The sequence below is a fragment of the Bradyrhizobium sp. B025 genome (assembly GCF_042257955.1).
Lineage (GTDB): Bacteria > Pseudomonadota > Alphaproteobacteria > Rhizobiales > Xanthobacteraceae > Bradyrhizobium > Bradyrhizobium diazoefficiens.
The window spans coordinates 555,404-579,119 of record NZ_CP170150.1 but is presented as its reverse complement, the minus strand read 5'-3'; the positions used below and the strand labels follow the sequence as shown (position 1 = coordinate 579,119).

At 64.5% G+C, this 23,716-nt stretch carries 23 protein-coding genes; 7 read left to right on the top strand and 16 right to left on the bottom strand.

The window, feature by feature from the left end; translation table 11 throughout:
- Positions 1–112: 112 nt before the first annotated feature.
- The 8 genes from ACE10W_RS02665 to coxB form a co-directional block, all read right to left on the bottom strand.
- The gene (locus ACE10W_RS02665; RefSeq protein ID WP_304550683.1) at positions 113–865 is read right to left on the bottom strand and encodes an SURF1 family protein; all 753 of its coding nucleotides are present in this window, start codon (positions 863–865) and stop codon (positions 113–115) included.
- Positions 862–1,263, bottom strand: a complete 402-nt coding sequence (locus ACE10W_RS02660) for a DUF983 domain-containing protein (protein ID WP_011083995.1) — start codon at positions 1,261–1,263, stop codon at positions 862–864. The genes ACE10W_RS02665 and ACE10W_RS02660 overlap by 4 nt, the downstream gene beginning before the upstream one ends.
- Positions 1,264–1,360: 97 nt before the next feature.
- A complete protein-coding gene (locus ACE10W_RS02655; protein ID WP_011083994.1) occupies positions 1,361–2,257 on the bottom strand; it encodes a cytochrome c oxidase subunit 3 in 897 nt (298 codons plus the stop codon).
- 79 nt (positions 2,258–2,336) lie between these two features.
- Entirely contained in the window at positions 2,337–2,981 is a 645-nt protein-coding gene (locus ACE10W_RS02650) for a cytochrome c oxidase assembly protein (RefSeq protein WP_028173704.1), read from the bottom strand.
- Positions 2,982–2,986: 5 nt separating this feature from the next.
- The gene (locus tag ACE10W_RS02645; protein ID WP_011083992.1) at positions 2,987–3,160 is read right to left on the bottom strand and encodes a hypothetical protein; all 174 of its coding nucleotides are present in this window, start codon (positions 3,158–3,160) and stop codon (positions 2,987–2,989) included.
- The gene (locus ACE10W_RS02640; protein WP_028173705.1) at positions 3,157–4,101 is read right to left on the bottom strand and encodes a heme o synthase; all 945 of its coding nucleotides are present in this window, start codon (positions 4,099–4,101) and stop codon (positions 3,157–3,159) included. The genes ACE10W_RS02645 and ACE10W_RS02640 overlap by 4 nt, the downstream gene beginning before the upstream one ends.
- Before the next feature lie 60 nt (positions 4,102–4,161).
- Entirely contained in the window at positions 4,162–5,787 is a 1,626-nt protein-coding gene (gene ctaD, locus ACE10W_RS02635; RefSeq protein ID WP_011083990.1) for a cytochrome c oxidase subunit I, read from the bottom strand.
- Positions 5,788–5,875: 88 nt separating this feature from the next.
- Positions 5,876–6,715 (bottom strand): cytochrome c oxidase subunit II, encoded by an 840-nt coding sequence (coxB, locus tag ACE10W_RS02630; protein ID WP_011083989.1) that lies wholly within the window; start codon positions 6,713–6,715, stop codon positions 5,876–5,878.
- A gap of 447 nt (positions 6,716–7,162) precedes the next feature.
- On the opposite strand from coxB, the gene ACE10W_RS02625 reads away from it, so the two are divergent.
- The 4 genes from ACE10W_RS02625 to ACE10W_RS02610 all read left to right on the top strand — a co-directional run bounded on the left by ACE10W_RS02625 (position 7,163) and on the right by ACE10W_RS02610 (position 10,590).
- The gene (locus ACE10W_RS02625) at positions 7,163–7,696 is read left to right on the top strand and encodes an invasion associated locus B family protein (RefSeq protein ID WP_028173706.1); all 534 of its coding nucleotides are present in this window, start codon (positions 7,163–7,165) and stop codon (positions 7,694–7,696) included.
- 101 nt (positions 7,697–7,797) lie between these two features.
- Positions 7,798–9,225 (top strand): metalloprotease TldD, encoded by a 1,428-nt coding sequence (tldD, locus tag ACE10W_RS02620; protein WP_304550677.1) that lies wholly within the window; start codon positions 7,798–7,800, stop codon positions 9,223–9,225.
- A complete protein-coding gene (gene lepB / locus ACE10W_RS02615) occupies positions 9,222–10,001 on the top strand; it encodes a signal peptidase I (protein WP_011083986.1) in 780 nt (259 codons plus the stop codon). The genes tldD and lepB overlap by 4 nt, the downstream gene beginning before the upstream one ends.
- Positions 10,002–10,023: 22 nt before the next feature.
- On the top strand, positions 10,024–10,590 hold the full coding sequence (locus tag ACE10W_RS02610) for a nucleotidyltransferase family protein (RefSeq protein ID WP_304550674.1): 567 nt from the start codon (positions 10,024–10,026) through the stop codon (positions 10,588–10,590).
- A 124-nt stretch (positions 10,591–10,714) separates the two neighbouring features.
- Here the strand turns inward: ACE10W_RS02610 and ACE10W_RS02605 are convergent, their stop codons facing one another.
- The 3 genes from ACE10W_RS02605 to ACE10W_RS02595 form a co-directional block, all read right to left on the bottom strand.
- Positions 10,715–11,287: a PAN domain-containing protein gene (locus ACE10W_RS02605; RefSeq protein WP_304550673.1), complete on the bottom strand. Its 573-nt coding sequence runs from the start codon at positions 11,285–11,287 to the stop codon at positions 10,715–10,717.
- A gap of 113 nt (positions 11,288–11,400) precedes the next feature.
- Entirely contained in the window at positions 11,401–12,771 is a 1,371-nt protein-coding gene (locus ACE10W_RS02600) for a glutamate--cysteine ligase (protein WP_304550672.1), read from the bottom strand.
- A 96-nt stretch (positions 12,772–12,867) separates the two neighbouring features.
- Complete coding sequence (locus tag ACE10W_RS02595; RefSeq protein ID WP_011083982.1) at positions 12,868–13,365, bottom strand: MarR family winged helix-turn-helix transcriptional regulator; 498 nt, start codon at positions 13,363–13,365, stop codon at positions 12,868–12,870.
- Positions 13,366–13,491: 126 nt separating this feature from the next.
- Between ACE10W_RS02595 and gstA the strand changes: the two genes are divergently transcribed.
- Together gstA and ACE10W_RS02585 are read left to right on the top strand one after the other, a co-directional pair.
- Positions 13,492–14,106, top strand: a complete 615-nt coding sequence (gene gstA, locus ACE10W_RS02590; RefSeq protein WP_011083981.1) for a glutathione transferase GstA — start codon at positions 13,492–13,494, stop codon at positions 14,104–14,106.
- Positions 14,107–14,334: 228 nt separating this feature from the next.
- Positions 14,335–14,643, top strand: coding sequence for a hypothetical protein (locus tag ACE10W_RS02585; RefSeq protein WP_038965291.1), 309 nt, complete (start codon positions 14,335–14,337; stop codon positions 14,641–14,643).
- 474 nt (positions 14,644–15,117) lie between these two features.
- Here the strand turns inward: ACE10W_RS02585 and ltrA are convergent, their stop codons facing one another.
- The 5 genes from ltrA to ACE10W_RS02560 all read right to left on the bottom strand — a co-directional run bounded on the left by ltrA (position 15,118) and on the right by ACE10W_RS02560 (position 22,773).
- The gene (gene ltrA / locus ACE10W_RS02580) at positions 15,118–16,359 is read right to left on the bottom strand and encodes a group II intron reverse transcriptase/maturase (RefSeq protein WP_232208763.1); all 1,242 of its coding nucleotides are present in this window, start codon (positions 16,357–16,359) and stop codon (positions 15,118–15,120) included.
- Between the two features lie 608 nt (positions 16,360–16,967).
- Complete coding sequence (locus ACE10W_RS02575) at positions 16,968–19,181, bottom strand: FAD-dependent oxidoreductase (protein ID WP_304550670.1); 2,214 nt, start codon at positions 19,179–19,181, stop codon at positions 16,968–16,970.
- Between the two features lie 20 nt (positions 19,182–19,201).
- Positions 19,202–20,410, bottom strand: a complete 1,209-nt coding sequence (locus ACE10W_RS02570; RefSeq protein WP_011083978.1) for an acetyl-CoA C-acetyltransferase — start codon at positions 20,408–20,410, stop codon at positions 19,202–19,204.
- Positions 20,411–20,480: 70 nt separating this feature from the next.
- Positions 20,481–22,271, bottom strand: coding sequence for an acyl-CoA dehydrogenase C-terminal domain-containing protein (locus ACE10W_RS02565; RefSeq protein WP_271556931.1), 1,791 nt, complete (start codon positions 22,269–22,271; stop codon positions 20,481–20,483).
- 118 nt (positions 22,272–22,389) lie between these two features.
- Entirely contained in the window at positions 22,390–22,773 is a 384-nt protein-coding gene (locus ACE10W_RS02560) for a nuclear transport factor 2 family protein (RefSeq protein ID WP_304550665.1), read from the bottom strand.
- A 200-nt stretch (positions 22,774–22,973) separates the two neighbouring features.
- Between ACE10W_RS02560 and ACE10W_RS02555 the strand changes: the two genes are divergently transcribed.
- A complete protein-coding gene (locus ACE10W_RS02555; protein ID WP_304550663.1) occupies positions 22,974–23,564 on the top strand; it encodes a PadR family transcriptional regulator in 591 nt (196 codons plus the stop codon).
- Positions 23,565–23,716 lie beyond the last annotated feature (152 nt).

The following is a 23,716-nucleotide window of genomic DNA, read 5'->3' as shown; positions in this document are numbered from 1 at the left end:
TAATCCTGTCTGCCGCGAAATTTTGCATGCGGCTTAGGACCACACTCGTGAATGCGCGCTGAATGGTAAACCCCGGGTGATAACGGGTTCCTCCCGGGAACCTACGGAAGATTCAGCTCGAGCGACGTCCCCTCACCCAGACGCCGAACGCGATCAGCACCGCGCCTGCAAGCGCGAACCAGGTGACGGCGTATTGCAGGTGATCGTCCTTCAGATGCACGTCGAGCGGACCCGGACGCGGGATGCCATTTTCGGGCGCGGGCTGCTCCAGATCGATGTAGAACGGCGCAACCGTGCCCCAGCCGAGCGCGCTCGCGATCGCCACATGATCGCGCACGAACCAGAGCCGCTTGTCGCGGCTCTCCGCCGGCGTCAGCCAGCCCGGCGGCTCGGGAAAGCGCAGATAGCCGGTGAGCGCGACCGGCTGCCCGGTCACGAGCTTCTTCACCGCGCGATCCTCGACGCTGCGATCCTGCATCGTGTTCTCGACGAAGCCGGCATCGATCACGACCATCTCGCCGCTCGGAAGCCGCGCCGGCAGGAAGGCCCAGGTGCCGGGACCGGAAGCGTCCTTGCGTACGGCCGAGCCGGATGAATAGACCATCGCATCGGGCGAGGCGGCGTAGGTCGCGGTGAAGCTGACACGGCGGAATTCGTCGCGCGCGGGATTCAGCGCAGCCCATTGTGCGGGCGGCGGCAGCGCGATGGGTGCCGCCGCCAGACGCTCGGTGAGTGCTGCGATCAGCGCGTGCTTGGCGGTCCGGCGCTGCAATTGCCAGACGCCGAGGGCAACGAAGGCGGCCGTCAGGAGAAGCGTGAACAGCGCAAAGCCGGCCACGCGAGGCTTGCGCGCAGTCGCGTTCATTTCGCGCGGTCGACCAGCCGGCCCGGCGCTGCCTTGTGGTGGAATTGCAGCGCGATCAGCAGCGACTTCATCGCGCGCAGTGGCAAGAGCGTGGTGGCGAGGATCAGCGGCAGCCACAGCACGGCATGCAGCCAGTACGGCGGCTGGTACTTGACCTCGACGATCAGCGCGCACGCAACGACGATCCCACCGGCGAGCATGATGATGAAGATCGCCGGGCCATCGCCGGTGTCGATGAAGGCATAGTCAAGGCCGCAGCGGTCGCAGCTAGGTGCGAGCGTCAAGAAGCCCGCATAGAGCTTGCCCTGGCCGCAGCGCGGACATTTGCAGGCCAGCCCGCGCATCGCGCTTTGCAGGACGGTGGTTTCGGACTTGGGTGGACCGGCGGTGTCATTCATGATGGCGGACTCTATCACAGTTTCCGCCGAAACTTCCGGCGGCGCAAAAGCGAAAGGGCGGCCCTGCGGCCGCCCTTTCTGATCGATCCAAAGCTGCTCAGTGCGCGCCGTGGGCCATGGTCTCGGCGCCGTGTCCCCACACATAGATGCAGAGGAACAGGAACAGCCAGACCACGTCGACGAAGTGCCAGTACCAGGCGGCGAACTCGAAGCCGAGATGCTGCTTCGGCGTGAAGTGGCCGGCATAGGCACGGAACAGGCAGACCAGCAGGAAGATGGTGCCGACCAGCACGTGGAAGCCGTGGAAACCGGTCGCCATGAAGAAGGTCGCGCCATAGACGTTGCCGGCGAACGAGAACGCCGCATGGCTGTACTCATAGGCCTGCACGCAGGTGAAGAGCGCGCCGAGCACGACGGTGAGGATCAGGCCGTATTTCAGACCCTGGCGATCGTTCTCGAGCAGCGCATGGTGCGCCCAGGTCACCGTGGTGCCCGAGGTGAGCAGGATCAGCGTGTTCAGGAGCGGCAGATGCCAGGGATCGAAGGTCTCGATGCCGTGGGGCGGCCAGGTGCCGGGGACCGCGCAGGCTCCGGCCGCGGTGCCGAGGCCGCAGCCGAACACGGCATCGCGGGTGGCGTGGACAGCGTCGGCCGGAAACAGCGCCGCGTTGAAATAGGCCCAGAACCAGGCGACGAAGAACATCACCTCGGAGGCGATGAACAGGATCATGCCGTAGCGGTGATGGAGCTGCACGACGCGGGTATGGTCGCCCTTGTACTGGGCTTCCTTGATCACGTCGCCCCACCAGCTCGCCATGGTGTAGAGCACGCCGACGGTGCCGACGCCGAACACGATCGGCGCGGCCGAGAACATGTGGTGCATCCAGGCGATCGCGCCGACCGCCATGATGAAGGCCGAGAGCGAACCGACCGCCGGCCAGGGAGAGGGATCGACCAGATGATAGTCGTGATGCTTGCCTTGCGCGGTAGCCATTTGCGGTCTCTCTCCTCAATCCCGTGCCTGTCCGGCACTTATCCCCTTGTGTCCAACCCCCAGAGCGTGAGCCCGGCGGTCAGAGATTTCCCTTGCGTTTGTCGCCTTCCCCGGACGCGAGCGGCTTCACCGCCGGATCTTTCACCGGGTAGAACGTGTAGGACAGCGTGATCGTGCTGAGCCCGTCGTTCTCGTGGTCGTCGGCGATCGACGGATCGACGTAGAACACGACCGGCATCTCGCGCTTCTCACCGGGCGCCATGGTCTGCTCGGTGAAGCAGAAGCAGTTGATCTTCTGGAAGTAGGACCCGACCGTCAGCGGCGCGACGTTGTAGGCGGCCTGGCCGGCAGTGGTGCGCGCGGCCTGGTTGGTCACGGTGTAGAAGACGGTCGTGACCTGGCCGATATTGACCTCGATCTCGCTCTGCTCCGGCTCGAACTTCCAGGGCAGACCGGGCGCGACGTTGGAATCGAAGCGCACCGCGATCTTCCGCGCGATCGGACCGGTGGCCGGCGCGGCGGTGGCGACCTGGGTCGTGCCGTTGAAGCCGGTGGCGCGGCAGAACCAGTTGTAGAACGGCACCGCCGCGTAGGAGGCGCCGACCATCAGCGCCACCACGCCGCCGCAGATCGAGGCGACCAGCACGTCACGACCGAGGCCCTTACCGACGCCTTTCCTGGCCGTCCGGCTCTGATCCCGCGATATGGTCGGCTCGTGATCCATTTTCCCTACATCGGCCGGACTAGAACTGCCGGTCCCTTGACCATGGTGACGGCGAAGAACAGCACCACGAGCACGCCGAGCGCGAGCGCGATCGCGATCGAGCGCTGACGGCGGCTCTTCTTCTGCGCCTCGGTGAGGACGATTCCATCTGGCTCGGGTTTGTCCGCCACCGCGATCATGCGCCCCCTGCCATCGGAGCAAGCGCCCGGAACACGACCTCGGCCAGCAGGGTCGCGAACAGCGCGAACAGGTAAAGGATGGAGAAGGCGAACAGTTTTCGCGTGGCGCGCAACGACTGGCTGCGCTCGCGGCGCATATAGACGTTGATCGCGAGCACCAGCATGCCGGCGCCGAGGATCAGCGAGACGACACCGTAGACGGCGTCGAAATAGCCGAGCGCCCAGGGCGCGGCGGCCACCGCGATCAGCACGATCGTGTAGAGCAGGATCTGGAGGCGGGTCGCATCGGGACCGGCGACATTGGGCAGCATCGGAATGCCGGCGCGCGCGTAATCGTCCGAGCGGAACAGCGCCAGCGCCCAGAAATGCGGCGGGGTCCAGAAGAAGATGATGGCGAAGAGAAGCAGCGGCTCGACGTCGACCGTGCCTGTTACCGCGGCCCAGGCCACCACCGGCGGCAACGCACCGGCGGCGCCGCCGATCACGATGTTCTGCGCGGTCCAGCGCTTCAGCCACATCGTGTAGATCACGACGTAGAAGAAGATGGTGAAGGCGAGCAGCGCGCCCGCGATCCAGTTGACGAGGATGCCGAGCGTCATCACCGAGAAGAAGGCGAGCGTCATGCCGAACGTCATCGCCTCGGGACGGGTGATGCGGCCACGCGGAATCGGCCGGTTCGCCGTGCGCGACATCTTGGCGTCGATATCGCCTTCGAGCGCCATGTTGAGCGCCCCGGAGGCGCCGGCGCCGACGGCGATGCAGAGCAGCGAGGTGATCGCCAGCACCGGGTGGAAATGCCCGGGCGCCATCGCCATTCCGACCAGCGCGGTGAAGATCACCAGCGACATCACCCGCGGCTTGAGCAGCGCAATGTAGTCGCCCACCTCCGCTTCGGAGATGCGGGGATTGATGTCGACGGCGTTGTGGTCGAGGACGGACACTAAATCAACTCGCTTCGTTATGGAGCCGCGGCGCCCGTGATGGGCGCCGCGGGTGATCGCTTACTGCACGCGGGGCAGCACTTCGAACTGATGGAAGGGCGGCGGCGAGGGCAGCGTCCACTCCAGCGTGGTCGCGCCGGCACCCCACGGATTGTCGCCGGCCGGCACCTTTTTCGCAAAGGCATCGATCACGCAATAGAGGAAGATCAGGACGCCGAAGCCGGAAATGTAGGAGCCGACCGACGAGACCAGATTCCAGCCCGCGAACGCGTCGGGATAGTCGACGTAGCGGCGCGGCATGCCCGACAGGCCGAGGAAGTGCTGCGGGAAGAACACTAGGTTCACGCCGATGAAGGTGACCCAGAAGTGCGCCTTCGCCAGCGTCTCATTGTACATGTAGCCCGTCATCTTCGGGAACCAGTAGTACCAGCCGGCGAAGATCGCGAACACCGCACCGAGCGACAGCACGTAGTGGAAGTGCGCGACGACGTAGTAGGTCTCCTGGAGCACGCGGTCGACGCCGGCATTCGCCAGCACGACGCCGGTGACGCCACCGACCGTGAACAGGAAGATGAAGCCCACGGCCCAGATCATCGGCGCGCGGAATTCGATCGAGCCGCCCCACATCGTGGCGATCCACGAGAAGATCTTCACGCCGGTCGGAACCGCGATCACCATCGTCGCCGCGACGAAATAGGCCTGCGTCGCCGACGACATGCCGACCGTGTACATGTGGTGCGCCCACACCACGAAGCCGATGCCGCCGATCGCGACCATGGCGTAGGCCATGCCGAGATAGCCGAACACGGGCTTGCGCGAGAAGGTGGAGACGATCTGGCTGATCATGCCGAAGCCGGGCAGGATCAGGATGTACACCTCGGGATGGCCGAAGAACCAGAACAGGTGCTGGAACAGCACGGGGTCGCCGCCGCCGTCGGGCGCGAAGAAGGTCGTGCCGAAATTGCGGTCGGTGAGCAGCATGGTGATCGCACCGGCAAGCACCGGCAGCGACAACAGCAGCAGGAACACCGTCACCAGGATCGACCACACGAACAGCGGCATCTTGTGCAGGGTCATGCCCGGCGCGCGCATGTTGAAGATCGTGGTGATGAAGTTGATGGCGCCGAGGATCGACGAGGCGCCCGCCAGATGGAGCGACAGGATCGCGAAGTCGACGGCCGGGCCGGGATGACCCGAGCTCGACAGCGGCACATACATGGTCCAGCCGGCGCCGACGCCGTTGGCGCCCGGCTCACCCTCGACGAAGGTCGACATCAGCAGCAGCCCGAACGAGGCCGGCAGCAGCCAGAACGAGATGTTGTTCATGCGCGGGAACGCCATGTCGGGCGCGCCGATCATCAGTGGCACGAACCAGTTGCCGAAGCCGCCGATCATCGCCGGCATGACCATGAAGAAGATCATGATCAGGCCGTGGGAGGTCACGAAGACGTTGTAAGTGTGCGTCTCGTGGAAGATCTGCACGCCCGGATACATCAGCTCGGCACGGATCGCGATCGACATCGCGGCACCGATGACGCCGGCGATGACCGCGAAGATCAGGTACATCGTGCCGATGTCCTTGTGGTTGGTCGAATAGACGTAGCGTCGCCATCCGGTCGGATGGGCGTGCTCGTCATGTCCGTGGTCTTGCGCGTGATCGCCGTGTGCCGCTGCGCTGGTTGCCATTTTCAAATCCTGCCTTGCGTCCCAATCGGACCTTTGGAGGTCCCGCCCTTTATGTCGCTTTCAGTCCCCTCGAGCCTTTACCCGACGCCTACTGCGTCGGGCCGGCCGCGGAGGCGTAGGTGCCGGTGCCACCGCTCGCAAACTTCTTCTTCGCCGTTTCGACCCAGGAGGCGAATTCCTTGTCTTCCACGACGCGAATCGCGATCGGCATGAAGGCGTGATCCTTGCCGCAGAGCTCCGAGCATTGGCCGTAGAACATGCCGGTCTTGGCGGCCTTGAACCAGGTTTCGTTCAGTCGCCCCGGAATGGCGTCGATCTTCACGCCGAACGCCGGCAGCGCGAAGGCGTGGATGACGTCCGCACCGGTCACCTGAACACGAATCACCTTGTTGACCGGCACCACCATCTCGTTGTCGACGCCGAGCAGGCGGGGCTGCTTGTCCTGGGCCATCAGCGAGTCGAACTCGAACTTGCCGTTGTCGGGATAGGCGTAGGACCAGTACCACTGCTTGCCGGTCGCCTTGATGGTCAGGTCCGCCTTCGGCACGTCGAGCTCCAGGAACAGCAGGCGGAACGACGGCACCGAGATGCCGACCAGGATCAGCACCGGAACCAGCGTCCAGGCCACCTCGATCAGCGTGTTGTGGGTGGTCCGCGACGGCACCGGATTGGCCCTCGCGTTGAACTTGATGACCACGACCACCAGCAGCGCCAGAACGAACAGCGTAATCAGCGCGATGAGCACGAACAGGAAGTTGTGGAACCAGACGATATTGTCCATCACCGGCGAGCCAGACTGCTGGAGCGTCCACTCCCATGGCGCCGGCTGCCCAAGCTCGGCAAATGCCGCGCTGCCCGTCGCCAGTGTCAGACCAGCTACGGCCAATCCCAGCAAATGCCGGCCTACCCGGCCCTTCGACATCCTCATGCCGTTCGCGCTCCCCTTACGAAATCACCCCAGGTGCGTCCCCCTATTTCCGGGAAACGCTTATTCGATCCGTCCGTCTGACAAACCGCCACTCAAGAATACCTCTAAGAGGAATTGGGGCCAGATCGCTAGAACGCCGAAATCAAGCTTCTCAAACCATAATTCTTGATCTATCGCAATGCAGTCTTGAACCCCATCTGCCAGCGATCACCCGCAAGATATTTCCTAGTAACATCAGACAAAAATACCGTTTCCCGGGATGCTGCGGCTTGACAGCGGAATTGCCCGTTGTAGGCACTGGCGAACGGCCGCACAGGAACCTGATTCGTGCCGGCGGCGGCGGCCTCGGCGGCGCGGAATTTGCTTGGGAATTGCCTTCAAGACGCCGTCATTTCCGTATCAGTCCACCCGCGCAAGCGACCCAAGCGAGCAGAGGGACCGACCCCGATGGGGCTTTCGAGATGCATGGCAAGGCCGGATAGCAGCCTCAACGCGCTGATCGGCCTTCTGGCCGCCGCCCTTCTCCTTGCTTTACCCAGCCTCGCCCATGCGCAGGGCGCGGTGCGCTCCGTCCATGGCGACTGGCAGATTCGCTGCGACACCCCGCCGGGCGCCCAGGCCGAGCAATGCGCCCTGATCCAGAGCGTCGTGGCCGAAGACCGCTCCAATGCCGGCCTGACCGTGATCGTGCTCAAGACCGCCGACCAGAAGAGCCGCCTGATGCGCGTGGTCGCCCCCCTCGGCGTCCTGCTGCCCTCCGGCCTCGGGCTGAAGCTCGACAATCAGGACGTCGGCCGCGCCGGCTTCGTGCGCTGCCTGCCCAATGGCTGCGTCGCCGAGGTCGTCATGGACGACAAGCTGCTCGGCCAGCTCCGCACCGCCAAGACCGCGACCTTCATCATCTTCGAGACGCCGGAAGAAGGCATCGGCTTCCCGCTCAGCCTGAACGGACTGGGTGAGGGGTACGACAAGCTGCCGTAGGCAGCTGGACCTATTGTTTCCGTAATGTGAGGCTTCGCGCCCTCGCGGAACTGGTCTGAAACCATTATCTTGCCCCACATCTCCAGATAATGGACGGACACATGACCAATCCCGCCACAACCTCCCTGCTCGACCGCGCCAATCTCGACCGCGACCAGGTTCGCCACGAGGTCGCGCGCGGGCTTGCCGGCGCCGACGACGGCGAGCTGTTCCTGGAGTACAGCCAGACCGAAGCGCTGATGTTCGACAATGGGCGGCTGAAGCAGGCGACCTACGACACCTCCCAGGGTTTTGGCCTGCGCGCCGTCAAGGACGACGCGGTCGGCTACGCCCATTCCTCCGACGTGTCGCTGCCAGCGCTGATTCGCGCCGCCGATGCGGTTGCCGCCGTGCGCGGCGGCTACTCCGGCAGCTTTTCGGCCCCTCCCCCGCATACCAATGTGCGCCTCTATGGCGACGACAACCCGCTCGATGCGCCGGGCTTCGAGACCAAGGTCAAGCTGCTCGCCGAGATCGACGCCTATCTGCGCGACAAGGACCCGCGGGTGCGGCAGGTCAGCGTCAGCCTGGGCGCAACCTGGCAGGTGGTCGAGATCCTGCGGCCCGACGGCGAGAGCTATCGCGACATCCGCCCGCTGGTGCGTGTCAACGTCTCCGTCGTCGCCGGCCAGGGCGACCGCCAGGAGAGCGGCAGCAAGGGCTATGGCGGCCGCGCCGGCTATGCCGAATTCATCGAGAGCAAGAACTGGCGCGACGCCGCCAACGGCGCGCTGCGCGAGGCGCTGGTCAATCTGGAATCAATTCCCGCCCCCGCCGGCGAGATGGACGTCGTGCTTGGCGCAGGCTGGCCCGGCGTGATGCTGCATGAAGCGGTCGGCCACGGGCTCGAAGGCGACTTCAACCGCAAGAAGACCTCGGCCTTTGCCGGCCTGATGGGCCAGCAGGTCGCGGCCAAGGGCGTCACCGTGGTCGACGACGGCACTATTGCCTCGCGCCGCGGCTCGCTCTCGATCGACGACGAGGGCACGCCGACCAATCGCACCGTGCTGATCGAGGACGGCATCCTGGTCGGCTACATGCAGGACCGCCAGAACGCGCGGCTGATGAACATGAAGCCGACCGGCAACGGCCGCCGCCAGGGCTATGCCCATGTGCCGATGCCGCGCATGACCAACACCTACATGCTCGCGGGCGATCGCGATCCGGCCGAGATCCTGGCGTCGGTGAAGAACGGCGTCTTCGCCGCGAATTTCGGCGGCGGCCAGGTCGACATCACCTCGGGCAAATACGTGTTTCAGTGCACCGAGGCCTACAAGATCGAGAACGGCAAGATCGGCGCCCCTCTGAAGGGCGCCATGCTGATCGGCAACGGGCCGACCGATTTGCATCGCATCCGCATGATCGGCAACGATCTCGCGCTCGATACCGGCATCGGCACCTGCGGCAAGAACGGCCAGGGCGTGCCGGTTGGCGTCGGCCAGCCGTCGCTTCTGATGGAACGCATTACGGTGGGTGGAACAGGCGCATGAGTGTTGAGAAGATGACTGCGACCACCACCAAGCGGAAGAGCAGCGGCTGGGGCGGGCAACTGGTGCAACTCGCCGGCATCGTCGCCGCCGTGTTCATCGCCAAGGGCGCGCTCGCGGAGCCGTTTTACGTGCCGTCGGGCTCGATGGAGCCGACGCTGCTGATCGGCGACGCCCTGCTCGCCTCGAAATTCCCCTACGGCTACGGCACCTCCTCGCTGCCGATCCAGATCAACCTGCCCGAGAGCGGCCGCGTGTTCGCGGAGACGCCGAAGCAGGGCGACGTCGTGGTGTTCCGCTGGCCCGGCGATCGCTCGCAGGCCTGGGTCAAGCGCGTGGTGGGTCTGCCCGGCGACCGCATCCAGATGCGGCAGGGCCAGCTCTTCATCAATGACCGGCCCGCCGAGCTCAAGCCCGACGGCATCGGCGCCGCCGAGGACGACAATGGCGGCAGCGAGCCTGCCTACCGCTATGTCGAGACGCTGCCGAACGGCGTCTCGCACCTGATCTTCAAGATGCGCGACAACGGCCCGCTCGACAACACGCCGGAAGTGACGGTGCCGGCCGGACATCTCTTCGTGCTCGGCGATAACAGAGACAACTCCGCCGACAGCCGCGTGCCGCTGCGCTCCGGCGGCGTCGGTCTGCTGCCGATCGACAATCTGGTCGGACGCGCGGATGCCGTGCTCGGCTCCTGGGACCTCGGCATGCGCGGCCAGCCGGTGTGGACCTGGCTGTCCGGTTTCCGCCTCGCGCGGTTCTTCACCGCCGTGCATTGACCGGAAGTCTCCTCACCTCACGATGAACCGCGACGAATTCCTCGCGCTCGCGCTGAGAAATCCCGTCAACGTTACGATCATCGACGAACTCGCGCAGCTCGCCCTTCCGGATGCCTGGCTGGTCGCAGGTTGCCTGGTGCAGACGGTGTGGAACGTGCTCACGGGCCGCGCCGTCGATCACGGCATCGCCGACTACGACGTGTTCTATTTCGATCCCGATACGTCGTGGGAGGCGGAAGACGCGGTGATCCGCAAGCTGCAGGCACGGCTGGCGCATCTCGGCGTCAAGGTCGAGATCCGCAATCAGGCGCGCGTGCATCTGTGGTACCCCGACAAGCACGGCCTGCCCTATCCGCCGTTGACGCGTTCAACCGACGGCATCGACCGCTTCCTGACGGAGAATACCCAGCTCGGTATCCAACCCGCGGGCGGGAGCTTCGACGTCTATGCGCCGCACGGGTTCGACGACGTCGCGCGATTGATCGTGCGGCCCAATCGGGCACAGAATTTTTCCATTGCCAATTACGCGGCGAAGGCCGCGCGATGGAAGGCGCTGTGGCCGGAGCTCACGGTCATTGCGGCGGAGTGAGATGCCTCGCCACGTCATGGCCGGGCTTGACCCGGCCATCCACGCGCAGCCGCGATGGAGAAACGACGTGGATGCCCGGGACAAGCCCGGGCATGACGACCGTGTATTCGACGTTAGCTAAATCCTACCGCACCACGCCCGACGTGAACCCCGCCTTGCGGCGCGGCGGCTTGATTTCCTTTTTCAGGAAGCACCGCGCTTCGCGGCCGGTGTAGCCGGGACGGGCATAGGTGAAGGCGCGGCATTTGTTGTCGGCGGTGCAGGCGGACTTGCACGCCTCCTCGCCTTCGCCGTCCTTGAGTTCAAAATTGCGCAGGTCGCCACCGGGGCGGTCGATCGAGGTCTCCACGCCTTCGACGCGCGGCTCGATCACGCCGGCGCCGCGCACACCGGAGATGCAGCAATTGCCCGGCACGCGCGGCGGCACCGTGTTCTTGAGCCAGCACACCGCCGCGGCGCCGTCGATGTCGGGATAGCTGAAGCTCCACGAGCGGCAACGGCGGTCGCGCTCGCACAGCAGCGCGCAATCCTCGGGGTCGCCAGATGTGACCGGCGTGCTGAAATAGTCACCGCCGGGCCGGTCGAATGCCGTCTGGGCGCGCGCAGGCCAGCTCGCAAGCACGAGCGAGAGCAGCGCGGCGCATGCCACGACGCTTGCCAAGACCCTTGCCATGACGGACAGGCGGCCCTTCCCCATCAGAACAGCTTTCGAGTTATTGACGACGCTCAGGTTTTTTCAGCCGGTCATTTGATCGCCGCAAACCTGTATGGGCGATGAACGGCTTAAGTCCCGGTCGTTGGCCTGTTGGTCTAGAACGCGTACTCCGCGTAGGCCGGTTCCACGGAGCCCTTCCAGGGGCCGTTGAACTTCTCGAGCATTTCCTCGGCCGGCGTGCGGCCGGAATCGATAATGCGGTCGAGCGGCTCCAAATGCCGCGTTTCGTCGCGGCCGAGCTGGTCGATCCGGCCGCGCCGGCGCAGGCCGGCATGTGCCAGAACGAGGCATTCCTTGGCGATCTCGAACAGATAGCGGTCCTTGATCCGCGCCTTGAAGCCGAAGCGCGGCACGTCGTCGCGCAGGGCCTGACGCTCATGCGCGCTCCAGTGCTTCACCATGTCCCAGGCGGCATCGAGCGACACATCGTCATAGAGCAGCCCGACCCAGAACGCCGGCAGCGCCGGCAGACGGCCCCACGGTCCGCCGTCGGAGCCGCGCATCTCGAGATAGCGCTTCAGCCGCACTTCCGGGAAGATCGTCGAGAGATGGTTGGCCCAGTCCGACAATGTCGGCCGCTCGCCGGGAAGATTGTTGTTGCGGCCGTCGAAGAAGGCGCGGAACGAGGAGCCCGAGACGTCGATGTAGTCTTCGCCGCGCTTGACGAAATACATGGGCACGTCGAGCGCGTAGTCGACATAGCGCTCGAAGCCCATGCCGTCCTCGAACGCCCAGGGCATCATGCCCGCGCGCGCATTGTCCGTGTCGCGCCAGATCTCGGAGCGGAAGGAGAGGAAGCCGTTCGGCTTGCCTTCGGTGAACGGCGAATTTGCGAACAGCGCGGTTGCGACCGGCTGGAGCGCGAGCGACACACGCAGCTTCTTGACCATGTCGGCTTCGGAGGAGAAGTCGAGATTGGTCTGCACCGTACAGGTCCGGTACATCATGTCGAGGCCGTACTGGCCGACCTTCGGCATGTAGTTGGTCATGATCTTGTAGCGGCCCTTGGGCATCACCGGGATGTCGGTGCGCGACCAGGACGGCGTCATGCCGAGCCCGAGGAAGCCGATGCCGAGCGGCGCTGCGATCTCGCGCACCTGCGCCAGATGCGCCATCAGCTCGCTCTGGGTCTGGTGCACGTTTTCGACCGGCGCACCGGAAAGCTCGAACTGTCCGCCCGGCTCGAGCGAGATCGCGCCGCCGCCGGTGACGTCGTAGAGGCCGATGATGTTGCCCTTCTCCATGATCGGCTCCCAGCCGAGCAGGAGCTTCATGCCCTCGAGCAGCGCGCCGATGCCGCGTGCGCCTTCGTAAGGCACCGGGCGGTGCCCCTCAAGCGTGAAAGGCGTCTTCTCGTGCTCGGTGCCCATGCGGAATTCGGACGGGTCCTTGCAGCCTTCCTCGAACCACGTAACGAGCTCGTCGCGCGATTGCAACGGCGTCATATCGATCTGGTCTCGCGCCATATCAAACTCTAATCAAAAGCGCTTCGACCGAATGCGCGGGTGACAGGGATGGTCCGCGAACCGACGGGCGCGCGGACGTGCTGGTTTGCCGCGCGATCATCGCGGCGGCGTGCTTTCGTTGACGTTGGCGACGGGCGGAAGCTTCATCTCGCCGCACGAGCAGCCCAGCCGGTCGAGCAGGCCGCTGAGCTTGACGGCATCGGCATCGGACAGCTTCGAGCCGACATATTTCTCGATCGCAGCGGAATAGGCACTCCACATCCGCTTCTGCAACTCGCGGCCGGCTTCCGTGATCTCGACGAACTGTCCGCGCTTGTCGATCTTGCATTCGCGCCGCGAGGCAAGGCCCTCATCGACCAGGCGGTCGATCAGGCGCGAGGTGGAGTATTGCGGGATCAGCATCTGCCGTTCGAGTTCCACCGGCCGCAACTCGCCGGAGGGCGCGCGGGACAGTTCGAGCAGCGCGTCATACCAGGCCAGCGGCGGGAACCCCGCCTTCTTCAGGTCCTGCTCGACGCAGTCGAGCACGCGGCTCTGCACCCGCATCAGGCGGATCCAGGCGGCGGTTGCCTCGGTCGATGGCTTGCGTTTCATGGTCCCGCTCAAACTCGTCGCCCGTCTCTTACCCTACTCGATGCACCTGCATCAATCTTGACTATTGCATGCAGCTGCATGTAGGCGTTCATTCGCCCAAGCCAAGCAACAAGAGGAGGAAATTCCATGAAACTCTATTACTCGCCCGGCGCCTGCTCCCTGTCCCCCCACATCGCACTCCTCGAAGCCGGCCTGCCTTACGAGCTGGTCAAGGTCGATATCCGGGCCAAGAAGCTCGAAAATGGTGAGGATTATCTGAAGCTGAACCCCAAGGGGCAGGTCCCTGCGCTGGGGCTCGACAGCGGTGAGATCGTGACCGAAGGCCCGGTGATTGTCCAGATGATCGCCGACCAGGCTTCTGCCAAGGCGCTGGCGCCGGCCCACGGCAGCGCCGAGCGCTACAAGCTGCTCGAATGGCTGAACTTCCTCACCTCGGAGGTGCACAAGAGCTTCGGCCCGATGTTCGCACCGGCGCTGAACGACGAGGCCAAGGCGTTCTTCAAGGACCGCGTCATGGGTAAGCTGAAATACATCGACAGCCAGCTCGCCGGTCGCGACTACCTGATGGGCAAGCAGTTCACGGTTGCCGACGGCTATCTCTTCACGATGCTGACCTGGGCCGACCGGATGAAGTTTGATCTTTCGGCGATGCCCAACCTCACCGCCTACAAGACCCGCGTCGCGGCACGGCCACAGGTGCAGGAGGCGCTGAGGAAGGAAGGCCTCGCGCAGGCAAAGTAAGCGCTCGCAAGACGCAAGCAGCGAAAGGCCGGACCGACGATTCGGCCTTTCTTTTTATGCTGCCGGGCGGCGCGGGAGCGACCCCATTGCGCCGGATCATCGTACCTTAGTTTGACTTATGAACTACTGTTCGCCAAACGTAAGTAGTGCTGTCTTGTCAGCACTCGCAAAGCGGGCGAGCTTGGCTGAATTGTTTGAAGATTTTTTGGGCTCTCATCGGAGTTGAACTTGACGATTGCCTTCGTCCTGATCGTCGCAAGTGCGTTGGTGGGAATCGCGACAGGTTGCGTTTTCAAGATCTGGGCGCTGGTTGTGATCTCACCGTTGATCGCAGTGTTCTCGGCGATAATTCTGCGCGCTTACGAATTCGGGATGATGGCGGGCGTGATCGTCATTGCCATCTGTCTTGCCGTCTGCCAGCTCGCCTATTTCGCGGCAGCCTATGTGCTGCACGCGCGCCACGTCTCATCCCATGACGAAATCGACGGCGAGCCAGGCGAGACAGGCGAGCAGAAAATCCACCGCGAGCACAAGTAACGCCAAGGCTGCCCAAAGCACCGGGCCCTTGCGGCGCAGGCGCGCCGGCTTTTGTTGCGGCGACAGGCGGCCATTCGCGGGCGCAACAGTGTATTTCGCGGTGAGATCGCGACCAAGCGCGGTCTTCCGCAGCACCAAGGAGTTCATCAAGGACACTTTCTTATTTTCTCTTCAACTCGCCGATGGATCGGCAAGCGTCCCAACCGGGTTCGTGACCCTGACCCGCAGCAAGACTAGTGCCAGGGCCGAGCAAAAGAACGGCGCCGCTTTGGCGCGCCTATGACAATTGCGCGACACCGCGGCAGCGGGGACTCTGGCACGGTTCCTACGCGAATTCTGTGACCGGTTCCACAGATCGGGAACCTCCTGACGCAACCGTGATGACGTCTCCCCAATCGGGATAGGGGGAAGCCTCGCGGCTCCGCCCCTCCCACACCACCGGACATACGGGTCCGTATCCGGCGGTTCAGCGGATTATGCGGGTCGCCGTGCCGCGACGGAAGCCAAGCCGAGTGAGGCAAAGAAGCCGTTTGGCAGAGCAATGGTGAGCGCGGGGCTGTTCGCGAGCCGCCAAGGGCCACGTGGGCTGCCGGCGGTTTGCGCCGCCAGATCCCGGCCGACGCCGCGGCGTCGCAACTCGGCAAAGCGAGCGGGTCCATACTTCCATTGCTTCCAGGCAACGGCGCGCAACCGTCGCCTGATCCACTGGTCAAGCACGCGCAACACCGACGGGGTTTGACAGAAGCCGAAGTAGCCGTGCCACCCAATCAGGTAGGTCGACAGTTCTTTGGCGATCTGCACGAGGCATCGACCACGCGTGCGTCGCGTGAGCTCCCGAACCTTCGCCTTGAAGCGGGCGAGTGCCTGCGGCGCGATGCGCCGCCGCGGTTCTTGCCCGCCGGTGAAGCTGAAGCCCAGGAACTTGCGAACACTCGGTTTGGCAACCGCGCTCTTCGCTTTGTTGATCTTGAGCTTGAGGCGCTTTTCGAGGAACCTCTCGACGCCAGCCAGCACCCGTTCGCCCGCCCGCTGACTGCGCACGTAGATGTTGCAGTCGTCGGCGTAACGCACGAAGCGGTGGCCGCGCTTCTCCAGTTCCTTGTCCAGCACATCCAGCATCAGGTTCGACAACAGCGGCGAGAGCGGACCGCCCTGCGGCGTGCCCTCTTCCGTCGGACTGACCAGCCCTCCTTCCAACACACCCGCATTCAGGAAGGCGCGGATGAGCTTCAGGATGCGCTTGTCAGCAACCCGCTTGGCAACCAGTCCCATCAGGATGTCGTGGTTGACCCGGTCAAAGAACTTCTCCAGGTCGATGTCCACCACGATGCTGTGGCCGGCCGCAATGTACGCCTGCGCCCGTTCCACCGCCCGATGTGCCGAGCGCCCCGGCCGAAAGCCGAAGCTCGTCTCGGCGAACGTCCTATCCCAATCCGCCTGCAGCACCTGCATCACCGCCTGCTGGATCAAGCGGTCGAGCACCGTCGGAATGCCGAGCGGCCGCAGGCCGCCCGACGCCTTCGGTATCTCCACCCGCCGCACCGGCTGTGGCTTGTAGGTGCCGTCAAGCAACTGGGCTCGGATCGCAGGCCAGTGCTCCTTCAGGTGGGCTGACAGCTCGCCGACGGTCATCCCGTCGACGCCCGCCGCGCCCTTGTTGCGCTTTACTTGCGCCAACGCTGCCTTCAGATTCTCACTCTCGACAACGTCTTCCATCGACGGTCCTGCGACCGCCGGGCGTTCGAGACAGACTTCCGCCGCACGCGCTTCAGGCTCTCGGGCGCCGGCGCTTCGGGCTTCACCCTCCGCTCCGGGGCTCAAGTTCAGCTCGACCTGATTCTTCTGCCGCATGGCTCGCACGAGATCGCCGCTCTACTGACCACTTCCACCGTTCAGGCCTTCAGCGGCGCGCTGCCGCCTACTACGCCCTCGGCTGACTTCTGCGCTGCGGTCAGGCCGTCTTGCGACGGTCTCAGTCTCGTTGCCGAGACACAGCGCAGACCTCCCGAGGTAAGACCGACCGCCTTCACCGCACGCCCGCCGAATTTACCACCCCGACCTTTGATGACCTTGGACTTCGCGATCAATTGCTCGCTCGTCCGGCCGGGTAGGCCTCGTTATCCGGTGTTTGTCCATCGGGCCGCGGCTTTGCTCCACGCTTTCTTCAGACCCCACCTCACGATGACGCCCTTGCGCTTCGCTAATCCTTCGCCGCCATCAGGCTGGATAGAGGACTTCCACCTCCAAGCTGTCGCTCATACTCGGCACACAACAAAAAGGCCGGATCGACGATCCGGCCTTTGTTCTCAAATGGCCTTGGGTGATCAGGCCGCCGCCTTCTTCGGCGCGAAGCGGCCGTAGAAGGTTTCGCCCTTCGCCGCCATCTCCTCAAGGAGCTTCGGCGGCGTGAAGCGCGAGCCGTATTTCGCTTCCAGCTTGTGGCAGAGCTCGACGAACTTCTTCGTGCCCATGAAGTCGATGTAGGACAGCGTGCCGCCGGTGAACGGCGCGAAGCCGAAGCCGAGGATCGAGCCGACATCCGCTTCGCGCGGATCGGTGATGACGTGGTCCTCCACCGTGCGCGCGGCTTCCACCGCTTGCACCACCAGGAAGCGCTGCTTCAGCTCCTCGACGTCGAGCGTGTCGGGGTCGAGCTGCTTCGGCTGGAGCGCCGAGAGGCCCGGCCACAGGCTCTTCTGACCCTTGCCCTTCTCGGGATAGTCGTAGAAGCCCTTGCTGTTCTTGCGGCCGAGTCGGCCCTGCTTCTCGACCATCTCCACCATCAGCTTCTTCTGATCGGGGTTGATGGCGTTCGGACCGAGATCGGCTTCCGTCGCCTTCATGATCTTGAGGCCGAGGTCGAGCGCGACTTCGTCCGACAGCGAGAGCGGGCCGACCGGCATGCCGGCCATCTTGGCGCAGTTCTCGATCATCGCCGGTGGCACGCCTTCCAGGAACATCTCGTTGCCTTCGGCGACGTAGCGGCCGACGCAACGGTTGGCGAAGAAGCCACGGCTGTCGTTGACCACGATCGGCGTCTTGCCGATCTGCCGGACATAGTCGAGCGCGGTCGCGAGCGCGACATCGCCGGTGTTCTTGCCGAGGATGATCTCGACCAGCATCATCTTCTCGACCGGCGAGAAGAAATGGATGCCGACGAACTTGCCCTGGTCCTTGAAGGCTTCCGCGAGCGAGGTGATCGGCAGCGTCGAGGTGTTCGACGCGAAGATAACGTCCGGCTTCAGATATTCCTGCGCCTTGGCGAACGTCTCCGCCTTGACCTTGCGGTCCTCGAACACGGCCTCGATGACGAGGTCGACGTCCTTCAGAGCTGCATAGTCGGCCGTAGGCGTGATGCGCGCGAGCAGCGCTTCGGCATCATTGGGCTTGGCGCGGCCCTTCTTGATCTGCTCCTCGATCACCTTCTGTGCATGCGCCTTGCCCTTGTTGGCGCTTTCCTGGTCGCGATCGATCAGGACCACGTCGAGGCCGGCACGCGCGGAGACGTAGCCGACGCTCGCGCCCATGAAGCCGGCGCCGATCACGGCGATCTTCTTCACCTTGGTTGCAGGCACGTCCTTCGGACGACGCGCGCCCTTGTTGAGCTCCTGCATCGACAGGAACAGGCTGCGGATCATCGCGGCCGCCTCCTTGGAGCGCAGCACCGAGGTGAAGTAGCGCGACTCGACCCGCAGCGCGGCGTCGATCGGCAGCTGCAGGCCTTCATAGACGCAGCTCATGATCGCGCGCGCGGCCGGATAGTTGTCGTAGGTCTCGCGGCGATAGATCGCGTTGCCGGCCGGGAACATCATCATGCCGGCCTTGGAGAACACCGGACCGCCGGGCAGCTTGAAGCCCTTCTCGTCCCAGGGCGCGACGGCCTTGCCGCCGCCCTTGATCCAGTCTTTCGCGGCCTTGATAAGGTCAGCGGCCGGAACGATGGCGTGGATCAGATTGAGTGCCTTGGCCTTCTCGACCGTGACCGGATCGCCCTTGAGCAGAATGGTCATCGCATCCTGCGGCGGCACCAGGCGCGGCACGCGCTGCGTGCCTCCGGCGCCGGGGAACAGGCCGACCTTAACCTCGGGCAGGCCGAGGCGCGTCTTGGGATTTTCCGCCGCCACACGATAGTGGCAGCACAGCGTGATCTCGAAACCGCCGCCGAGCGCGAGGCCGTTGATCGCGGCCGCCCACGGCTTGCCGGAGGTCTCGATCGAGCGCAGCACCTGCGAGAAGCGCCGGCTCTGCTCGAACAGCATCTGGTTCGCGGCGGTCTCGCCCTGCTCCCTGAAGACCTTGGCGTAGGCCTGGTTCATGCCCTCGAGCATCGACAGATCGGCGCCAGCGCAGAACGCCTCCTTGGCCGAGGTGATGACGATGCCCTTCACCGCGGCGTCGGCGGTGGTCGCCTTGACGATCGCATCGAGCTCGCTGGTCGAGGTTTCGTCGAGCACGTTCATCGAACGGCCCGGGATGTCCCAGGTGACGAGCGCGATGCCGTCGGCGTCGGTTTCAACCTTGAAATTCTTGTAAGCCATGTTGGTTGCTCCCCTTCGCCTTAGACGCGCTCGATGATGGTCGCGGTGCCCATGCCGCCGCCGATGCACAGCGTCACCAGCGCAGTGGACTTGTTGGTGCGCTCGAGCTCGTCGAGCACGGTGCCGAGGATCATCGCACCGGTCGCGCCAAGCGGATGGCCGAGCGCGATCGCGCCGCCGTTGACGTTGATCTTGGCGTTGTCGATATCGAAGGCCTGGATGTAGCGCAGCACGACCGAGGCGAAGGCCTCGTTGAGCTCGAACAGGTCGATGTCCGACTTCTTCATGCCGGAGCGCGCGAACAGCTTCTCGGTGACGTCGACCGGACCGGTCAGCATCATCGCGGGCTCGGAGCCGATGTTCGCAAACGCGCGGATTTTTGCGCGCGGCTTCAGGCCGTATTTGCTGCCCGCGTCCTTGCTGCCGAGCAGCACGGCGCCGGCGCCGTCGACGATGCCCGACGAGTTGCCGGCGTGGTGCACGTAATTGACGCGCTCGATTTCGGGGTGCGACTGCACCGCGACGCCGTCGAAGCCGCCCATCTGCGCCATCATCGTGAACGCCGGCTGAAGCTGCGCCAGCGACTGCATCGTCGTCGAAGGACGCATGTGCTCGTCCTTGGCGAGGATGGTGAGGCCGTTGATGTCCTTCACCGGCACGACCGACTTATTGAAGCGGCCTTCGTCCCAGGCCTTGCCGGCGCGCTGCTGGCTCTGCACGGCGTAAGCGTCGACGTCGTCACGCGAGAAGCCGTACTTCGTCGCGATCAGATCGGCCGAGACGCCCTGCGGCATGAAATAGGCGGGCACCGCCATCGAGGGATCCATCGGCCAGGCGCCGCCGGAGGCGCCGATGCCGACGCGGCTCATCGATTCGGCGCCGCCGCCGATGACGAGCTCATGCTGACCGCTCATCACCTGCGCGGCCGCAAAGTTCACGGCATCCAGACCGGAGGCGCAGAAGCGGCTGATCTGCACGCCTGGCACGGCTTCGCCGAGGCCCGCCTTCAGCGCGGCGAAACGCGCGATGTCGCTGCCTGCTTCACCGACGGGATCGACCACGCCGAGCACGACGTCGTCGACACAATCTTCCGGCAGGTTGTTGCGGTCCTTCAGCGCCTTCAACGGCACCGCGGCGAGCGCCAGCGCGGTAACTTCGTGCAGCGCGCCGTCCGCCTTGCCGCGGCCGCGCGGGGTTCGGACGTGGTCGTAGATGTAGGCATCTGCCATGGGAGCCTCCTGATTGCAGCTATTGGTTACGACCGCGACGCGATCGGCATTATTGGTGAAGCGAAAATGCTCAGAACGCTTCTGCCGGCAGTTCCATGATGGTGGCGCAGCCCGACTGGATGCGCGCGAGATTGGCCGCGGTCTCCGGCAACATCCGCTCCATGAAGAAGCGGCCGGTGACGAGCTTGGTCGAGAGATAGGGCGTCGCCCCGCTCTCGGCAATCTTGGCATTGGTCACCTTGGCCATCTTCGCCCACATGTAGCCGAGCGCGACGAAGCCGAAGAGATGCAGGTAATCGGTTGCGGCAGCACCCGCATTGTCCGGCTTCATCATCGCATTCTGCATCAGCCAGGTGGTGGCCTGCTGGAGATGGCCGAGCGAAGCCGAGAGCGGGGTGATGAAGGGTTTTAGCGCCTCGTCGCCGCCGTTCTCCTTGGCGAAGGCCATGACCTCGCCGAAGAAGGCCATGATGGCGCGGCCGCCGTCGCGCGGCAGCTTGCGGCCGACGAGGTCGAGCGCCTGGATGCCGTTGGCGCCTTCATAGATCATCGCAATACGCGCATCGCGTACAAACTGCTCCATGCCCTGCTCGGCGATGTAGCCGTGGCCGCCATACATCTGCTGCGCCTGGACAGCGTTGGCGAAGCCGTAATCGGTGAGGAAGCCCTTCAGCACCGGCGTCATCAGGCCCATATGGTCGTCGGCGGCCTGACGGTCCTTGGCATCCTCCGACCGGTGAGCGACGTCGCTCTTCAGCGCGGTCCACATCACGAAGGCGCGCGCGGCCTCGTTGAAGGCGCGGATCGAGAGCAGCGTGCGGCGCACGTCGGGATGCACGATGATCGGATCGGCCGGCTTGTCCGGCGCCTTGGTGCCGGTCAGGGAACGGCCCTGGATGCGCTCGCGGGCATAGGCGACGGCGTTCTGATAGGCGACCTCGGACTGCGCGAGACCCTGCACGGCGACGCCGAGGCGGGCCTCGTTCATCATCACGAACATGCCCTGCATGCCCTTGTTCTCTTCGCCGATCAGCCAGCCGGTGGCGCTGTCGTAGTTCATCACGCAGGTGGAATTGCCGTGGATGCCCATCTTGTGCTCGATCGAGCCGCAGACCACGCCGTTGCGGGCGCCGACCGAACCGTCGGCATTCACCAGGAATTTCGGCACCACGAACAGCGACACGCCCTTGATGCCGCTAGGCGCGCCCTCAATGCGGGCGAGCACGAGGTGGATGATGTTGTCGGCAAGGTCGTGCTCACCAGCGGAGATGAAGATCTTGGTGCCCGTGATCTTGAAGCTGCCGTCGGGCTGGCGCACCGCCTTGGTGCGGAGCATGCCGAGATCGGTGCCGCAATGCGGCTCGGTCAGGTTCATGGTGCCGGTCCATTCGCCCGCCACCATCTTCGGCACATAGGTCTTCTTCTGCTCGGGGCTGCCGTGCACGATCAGGGCTGCGGTCGCCCCCATGGTGAGGCCGCCATACATCGAGAACGCCATGTTGGCGGAGATCTGGAATTCGTTGACCGCCTGGGAGAGCGTCACCGGCAGGCCCTGCCCGCCGAACTCGGTCGGAGCCGACAGGCCAAGCCAGCCGCCCTCGACAACCTGCTTGAACGCGTCCTTGAAGCCCTTCGGCGTGGTGACACTGCCGTCATCGGCGCGCTTGCAGCCTTCGAGATCGCCGACGCGGTTGAGCGGTTGAAGCACCTCTTCGGCGAGCTTGGCGGCTTCGCCCAGGATCGCCTCGCGCACGTCGCTGGACGCATCGGAGAAGCCGGGCAGATTGTCGTAACGATCGATCTGGAAGACGTCGTTGAGCAGGAAATTCACGTCTTCGACGGGGGCTTTATAGATCGGCATGGTGGTCTCCCGGCAGGTACCTTGAAGTCATTGGGGCTTGAAGTGACGATGTTCGCGTGATTCCTGCGGCGCAGCCTCTGCCAGCAAGCTTAGCTGCTTCTGCAACCTCAGGGCAGGGTCATGATGGGGCGGCAAGCTGCTCCGCCATCAGGCGGTGCAGCATGTTGATCGCCTTGAGCGGACGCACCATCACCTTGAAATGCGTGATGCGTCCCTCGGAATCGAAAGTGATGATGTCGACGCCGTTGATCTCGATGCCGTCGATCATGGTCTTGAACTCGAGGACGGCGCCATTGGCGCTCGTCCACTCGCCGACATAGGCGAAGCCGGGACCGCCGAGGACCTTCTCGGCGCTCGACAGATATTTGAAGGTGATGTCGCGGCCGCGCTGGGGCGAATGCACCACAGGACTTTCGAACACGGCATCGGGATGGAGCAGGTCCCAGAGCGCCTTGCGGTCATGGGACTTCATATAGCCGTACCAGGAATCGAGGCCGGTCATTCTCGGGCGCCTCCCTAAAGGCCTGGGCAAAAAACGCGAAAACAACCCCATGCACAGTAGCGAAGAGGTTGATTTTGCTTGATCTTCGGGGCGGGTCTTTGGCCCGCTCCGAAGCTGCCTCATATGCACATTGACGCATATGCGCAGATGCGCATAAAGTCAAGCTGGTTGGTCAAGGTCGAAGAAGGGAGGCCGGTGTCATGGCACTGGGCGACGCAATCCTCGCATGCCTGACGGAACGTCCGATGACGGGCTACGAGCTGGCCAAGACGTTCGATTCCTCGATCGGCTTCTTCTGGAAGGCCGACCATCAGCAGATCTATCGCGAGCTCTCCAAGCTGCGCGACCGCGGCTACATCCAGGGCCGCGAGGTCGTGCAGACAGGCAAGCCCAACAAGCTGGTTTATACGCTCACCCCCGAGGGGAGAACAGCGCTGCGGCACTGGGCCGCGCGGCCAAGCACGCCAGCCTCGACCAAGGACGATCTGCTGGTGCGGCTGCATGCGCTCGACAGCATCGATATCGAACCGCTTCGCACCGATCTGATGGCCCGGCTGGAGCACCACCGCGACCGCCACGCGAACTATGAGCGGATTCTGAAAAAGCGATTTCCGGACGGCACGGCGGAGGGCCGGCTCGATCTCGGCAACCTGCTCCTGCTCCGCCTCGGCGCCCGCCACGAGCAGATGGTGGCCGACTTTTGCGAAGAGACACTCGAGGCGCTGTCGACGATGAGCGGCAAGGGCACGGTGGTGCCGCTGGAGGACGGCAAGCGCGAGGGGAAGGGCTGAGGGCTAGATCGGCCTCGGCGGTGCCCGTCACCTCTCCCGCTTGCGGGAGAGGTCGCGCCGAAGGCGCGGGTGAGGGCTTTCTCCTCTTGGGGATCCTCGATTGCGGAAGCACCCTCTCCCCAGCCCTCCCCCGCAGGCGGGGGAGGGAGCGC

Bases quoted from the DNA above. Each gene is read 5' to 3' on its own strand.
- ACE10W_RS02665 (WP_304550683.1), bottom strand. From the start codon at position 865: ATGAACGCGACTGCGCGCAAGCCTCGCGTGGCCGGCTTTGCGCTGTTC.
- ACE10W_RS02660 (WP_011083995.1), bottom strand. From the start codon at position 1,263: ATGAATGACACCGCCGGTCCACCCAAGTCCGAAACCACCGTCCTGCAA.
- ACE10W_RS02655 (WP_011083994.1), bottom strand. From the start codon at position 2,257: ATGGCTACCGCGCAAGGCAAGCATCACGACTATCATCTGGTCGATCCC.
- ACE10W_RS02650 (WP_028173704.1), bottom strand. From the start codon at position 2,981: ATGGATCACGAGCCGACCATATCGCGGGATCAGAGCCGGACGGCCAGG.
- ACE10W_RS02645 (WP_011083992.1), bottom strand. From the start codon at position 3,160: ATGATCGCGGTGGCGGACAAACCCGAGCCAGATGGAATCGTCCTCACC.
- ctaD (WP_011083990.1), bottom strand. From the start codon at position 5,787: ATGGCAACCAGCGCAGCGGCACACGGCGATCACGCGCAAGACCACGGA.
- coxB (WP_011083989.1), bottom strand. From the start codon at position 6,715: ATGAGGATGTCGAAGGGCCGGGTAGGCCGGCATTTGCTGGGATTGGCC.
- ACE10W_RS02625 (WP_028173706.1), top strand. From the start codon at position 7,163: ATGGGGCTTTCGAGATGCATGGCAAGGCCGGATAGCAGCCTCAACGCG.
- tldD (WP_304550677.1), top strand. From the start codon at position 7,798: ATGACCAATCCCGCCACAACCTCCCTGCTCGACCGCGCCAATCTCGAC.
- lepB (WP_011083986.1), top strand. From the start codon at position 9,222: ATGAGTGTTGAGAAGATGACTGCGACCACCACCAAGCGGAAGAGCAGC.
- ACE10W_RS02610 (WP_304550674.1), top strand. From the start codon at position 10,024: ATGAACCGCGACGAATTCCTCGCGCTCGCGCTGAGAAATCCCGTCAAC.
- ACE10W_RS02605 (WP_304550673.1), bottom strand. From the start codon at position 11,287: ATGGGGAAGGGCCGCCTGTCCGTCATGGCAAGGGTCTTGGCAAGCGTC.
- ACE10W_RS02600 (WP_304550672.1), bottom strand. From the start codon at position 12,771: ATGGCGCGAGACCAGATCGATATGACGCCGTTGCAATCGCGCGACGAG.
- ACE10W_RS02595 (WP_011083982.1), bottom strand. From the start codon at position 13,365: ATGAAACGCAAGCCATCGACCGAGGCAACCGCCGCCTGGATCCGCCTG.
- gstA (WP_011083981.1), top strand. From the start codon at position 13,492: ATGAAACTCTATTACTCGCCCGGCGCCTGCTCCCTGTCCCCCCACATC.
- ltrA (WP_232208763.1), bottom strand. From the start codon at position 16,359: ATGGAAGACGTTGTCGAGAGTGAGAATCTGAAGGCAGCGTTGGCGCAA.
- ACE10W_RS02575 (WP_304550670.1), bottom strand. From the start codon at position 19,181: ATGGCTTACAAGAATTTCAAGGTTGAAACCGACGCCGACGGCATCGCG.
- ACE10W_RS02570 (WP_011083978.1), bottom strand. From the start codon at position 20,410: ATGGCAGATGCCTACATCTACGACCACGTCCGAACCCCGCGCGGCCGC.
- ACE10W_RS02565 (WP_271556931.1), bottom strand. From the start codon at position 22,271: ATGCCGATCTATAAAGCCCCCGTCGAAGACGTGAATTTCCTGCTCAAC.
- ACE10W_RS02560 (WP_304550665.1), bottom strand. From the start codon at position 22,773: ATGACCGGCCTCGATTCCTGGTACGGCTATATGAAGTCCCATGACCGC.
- ACE10W_RS02555 (WP_304550663.1), top strand. From the start codon at position 22,974: ATGGCACTGGGCGACGCAATCCTCGCATGCCTGACGGAACGTCCGATG.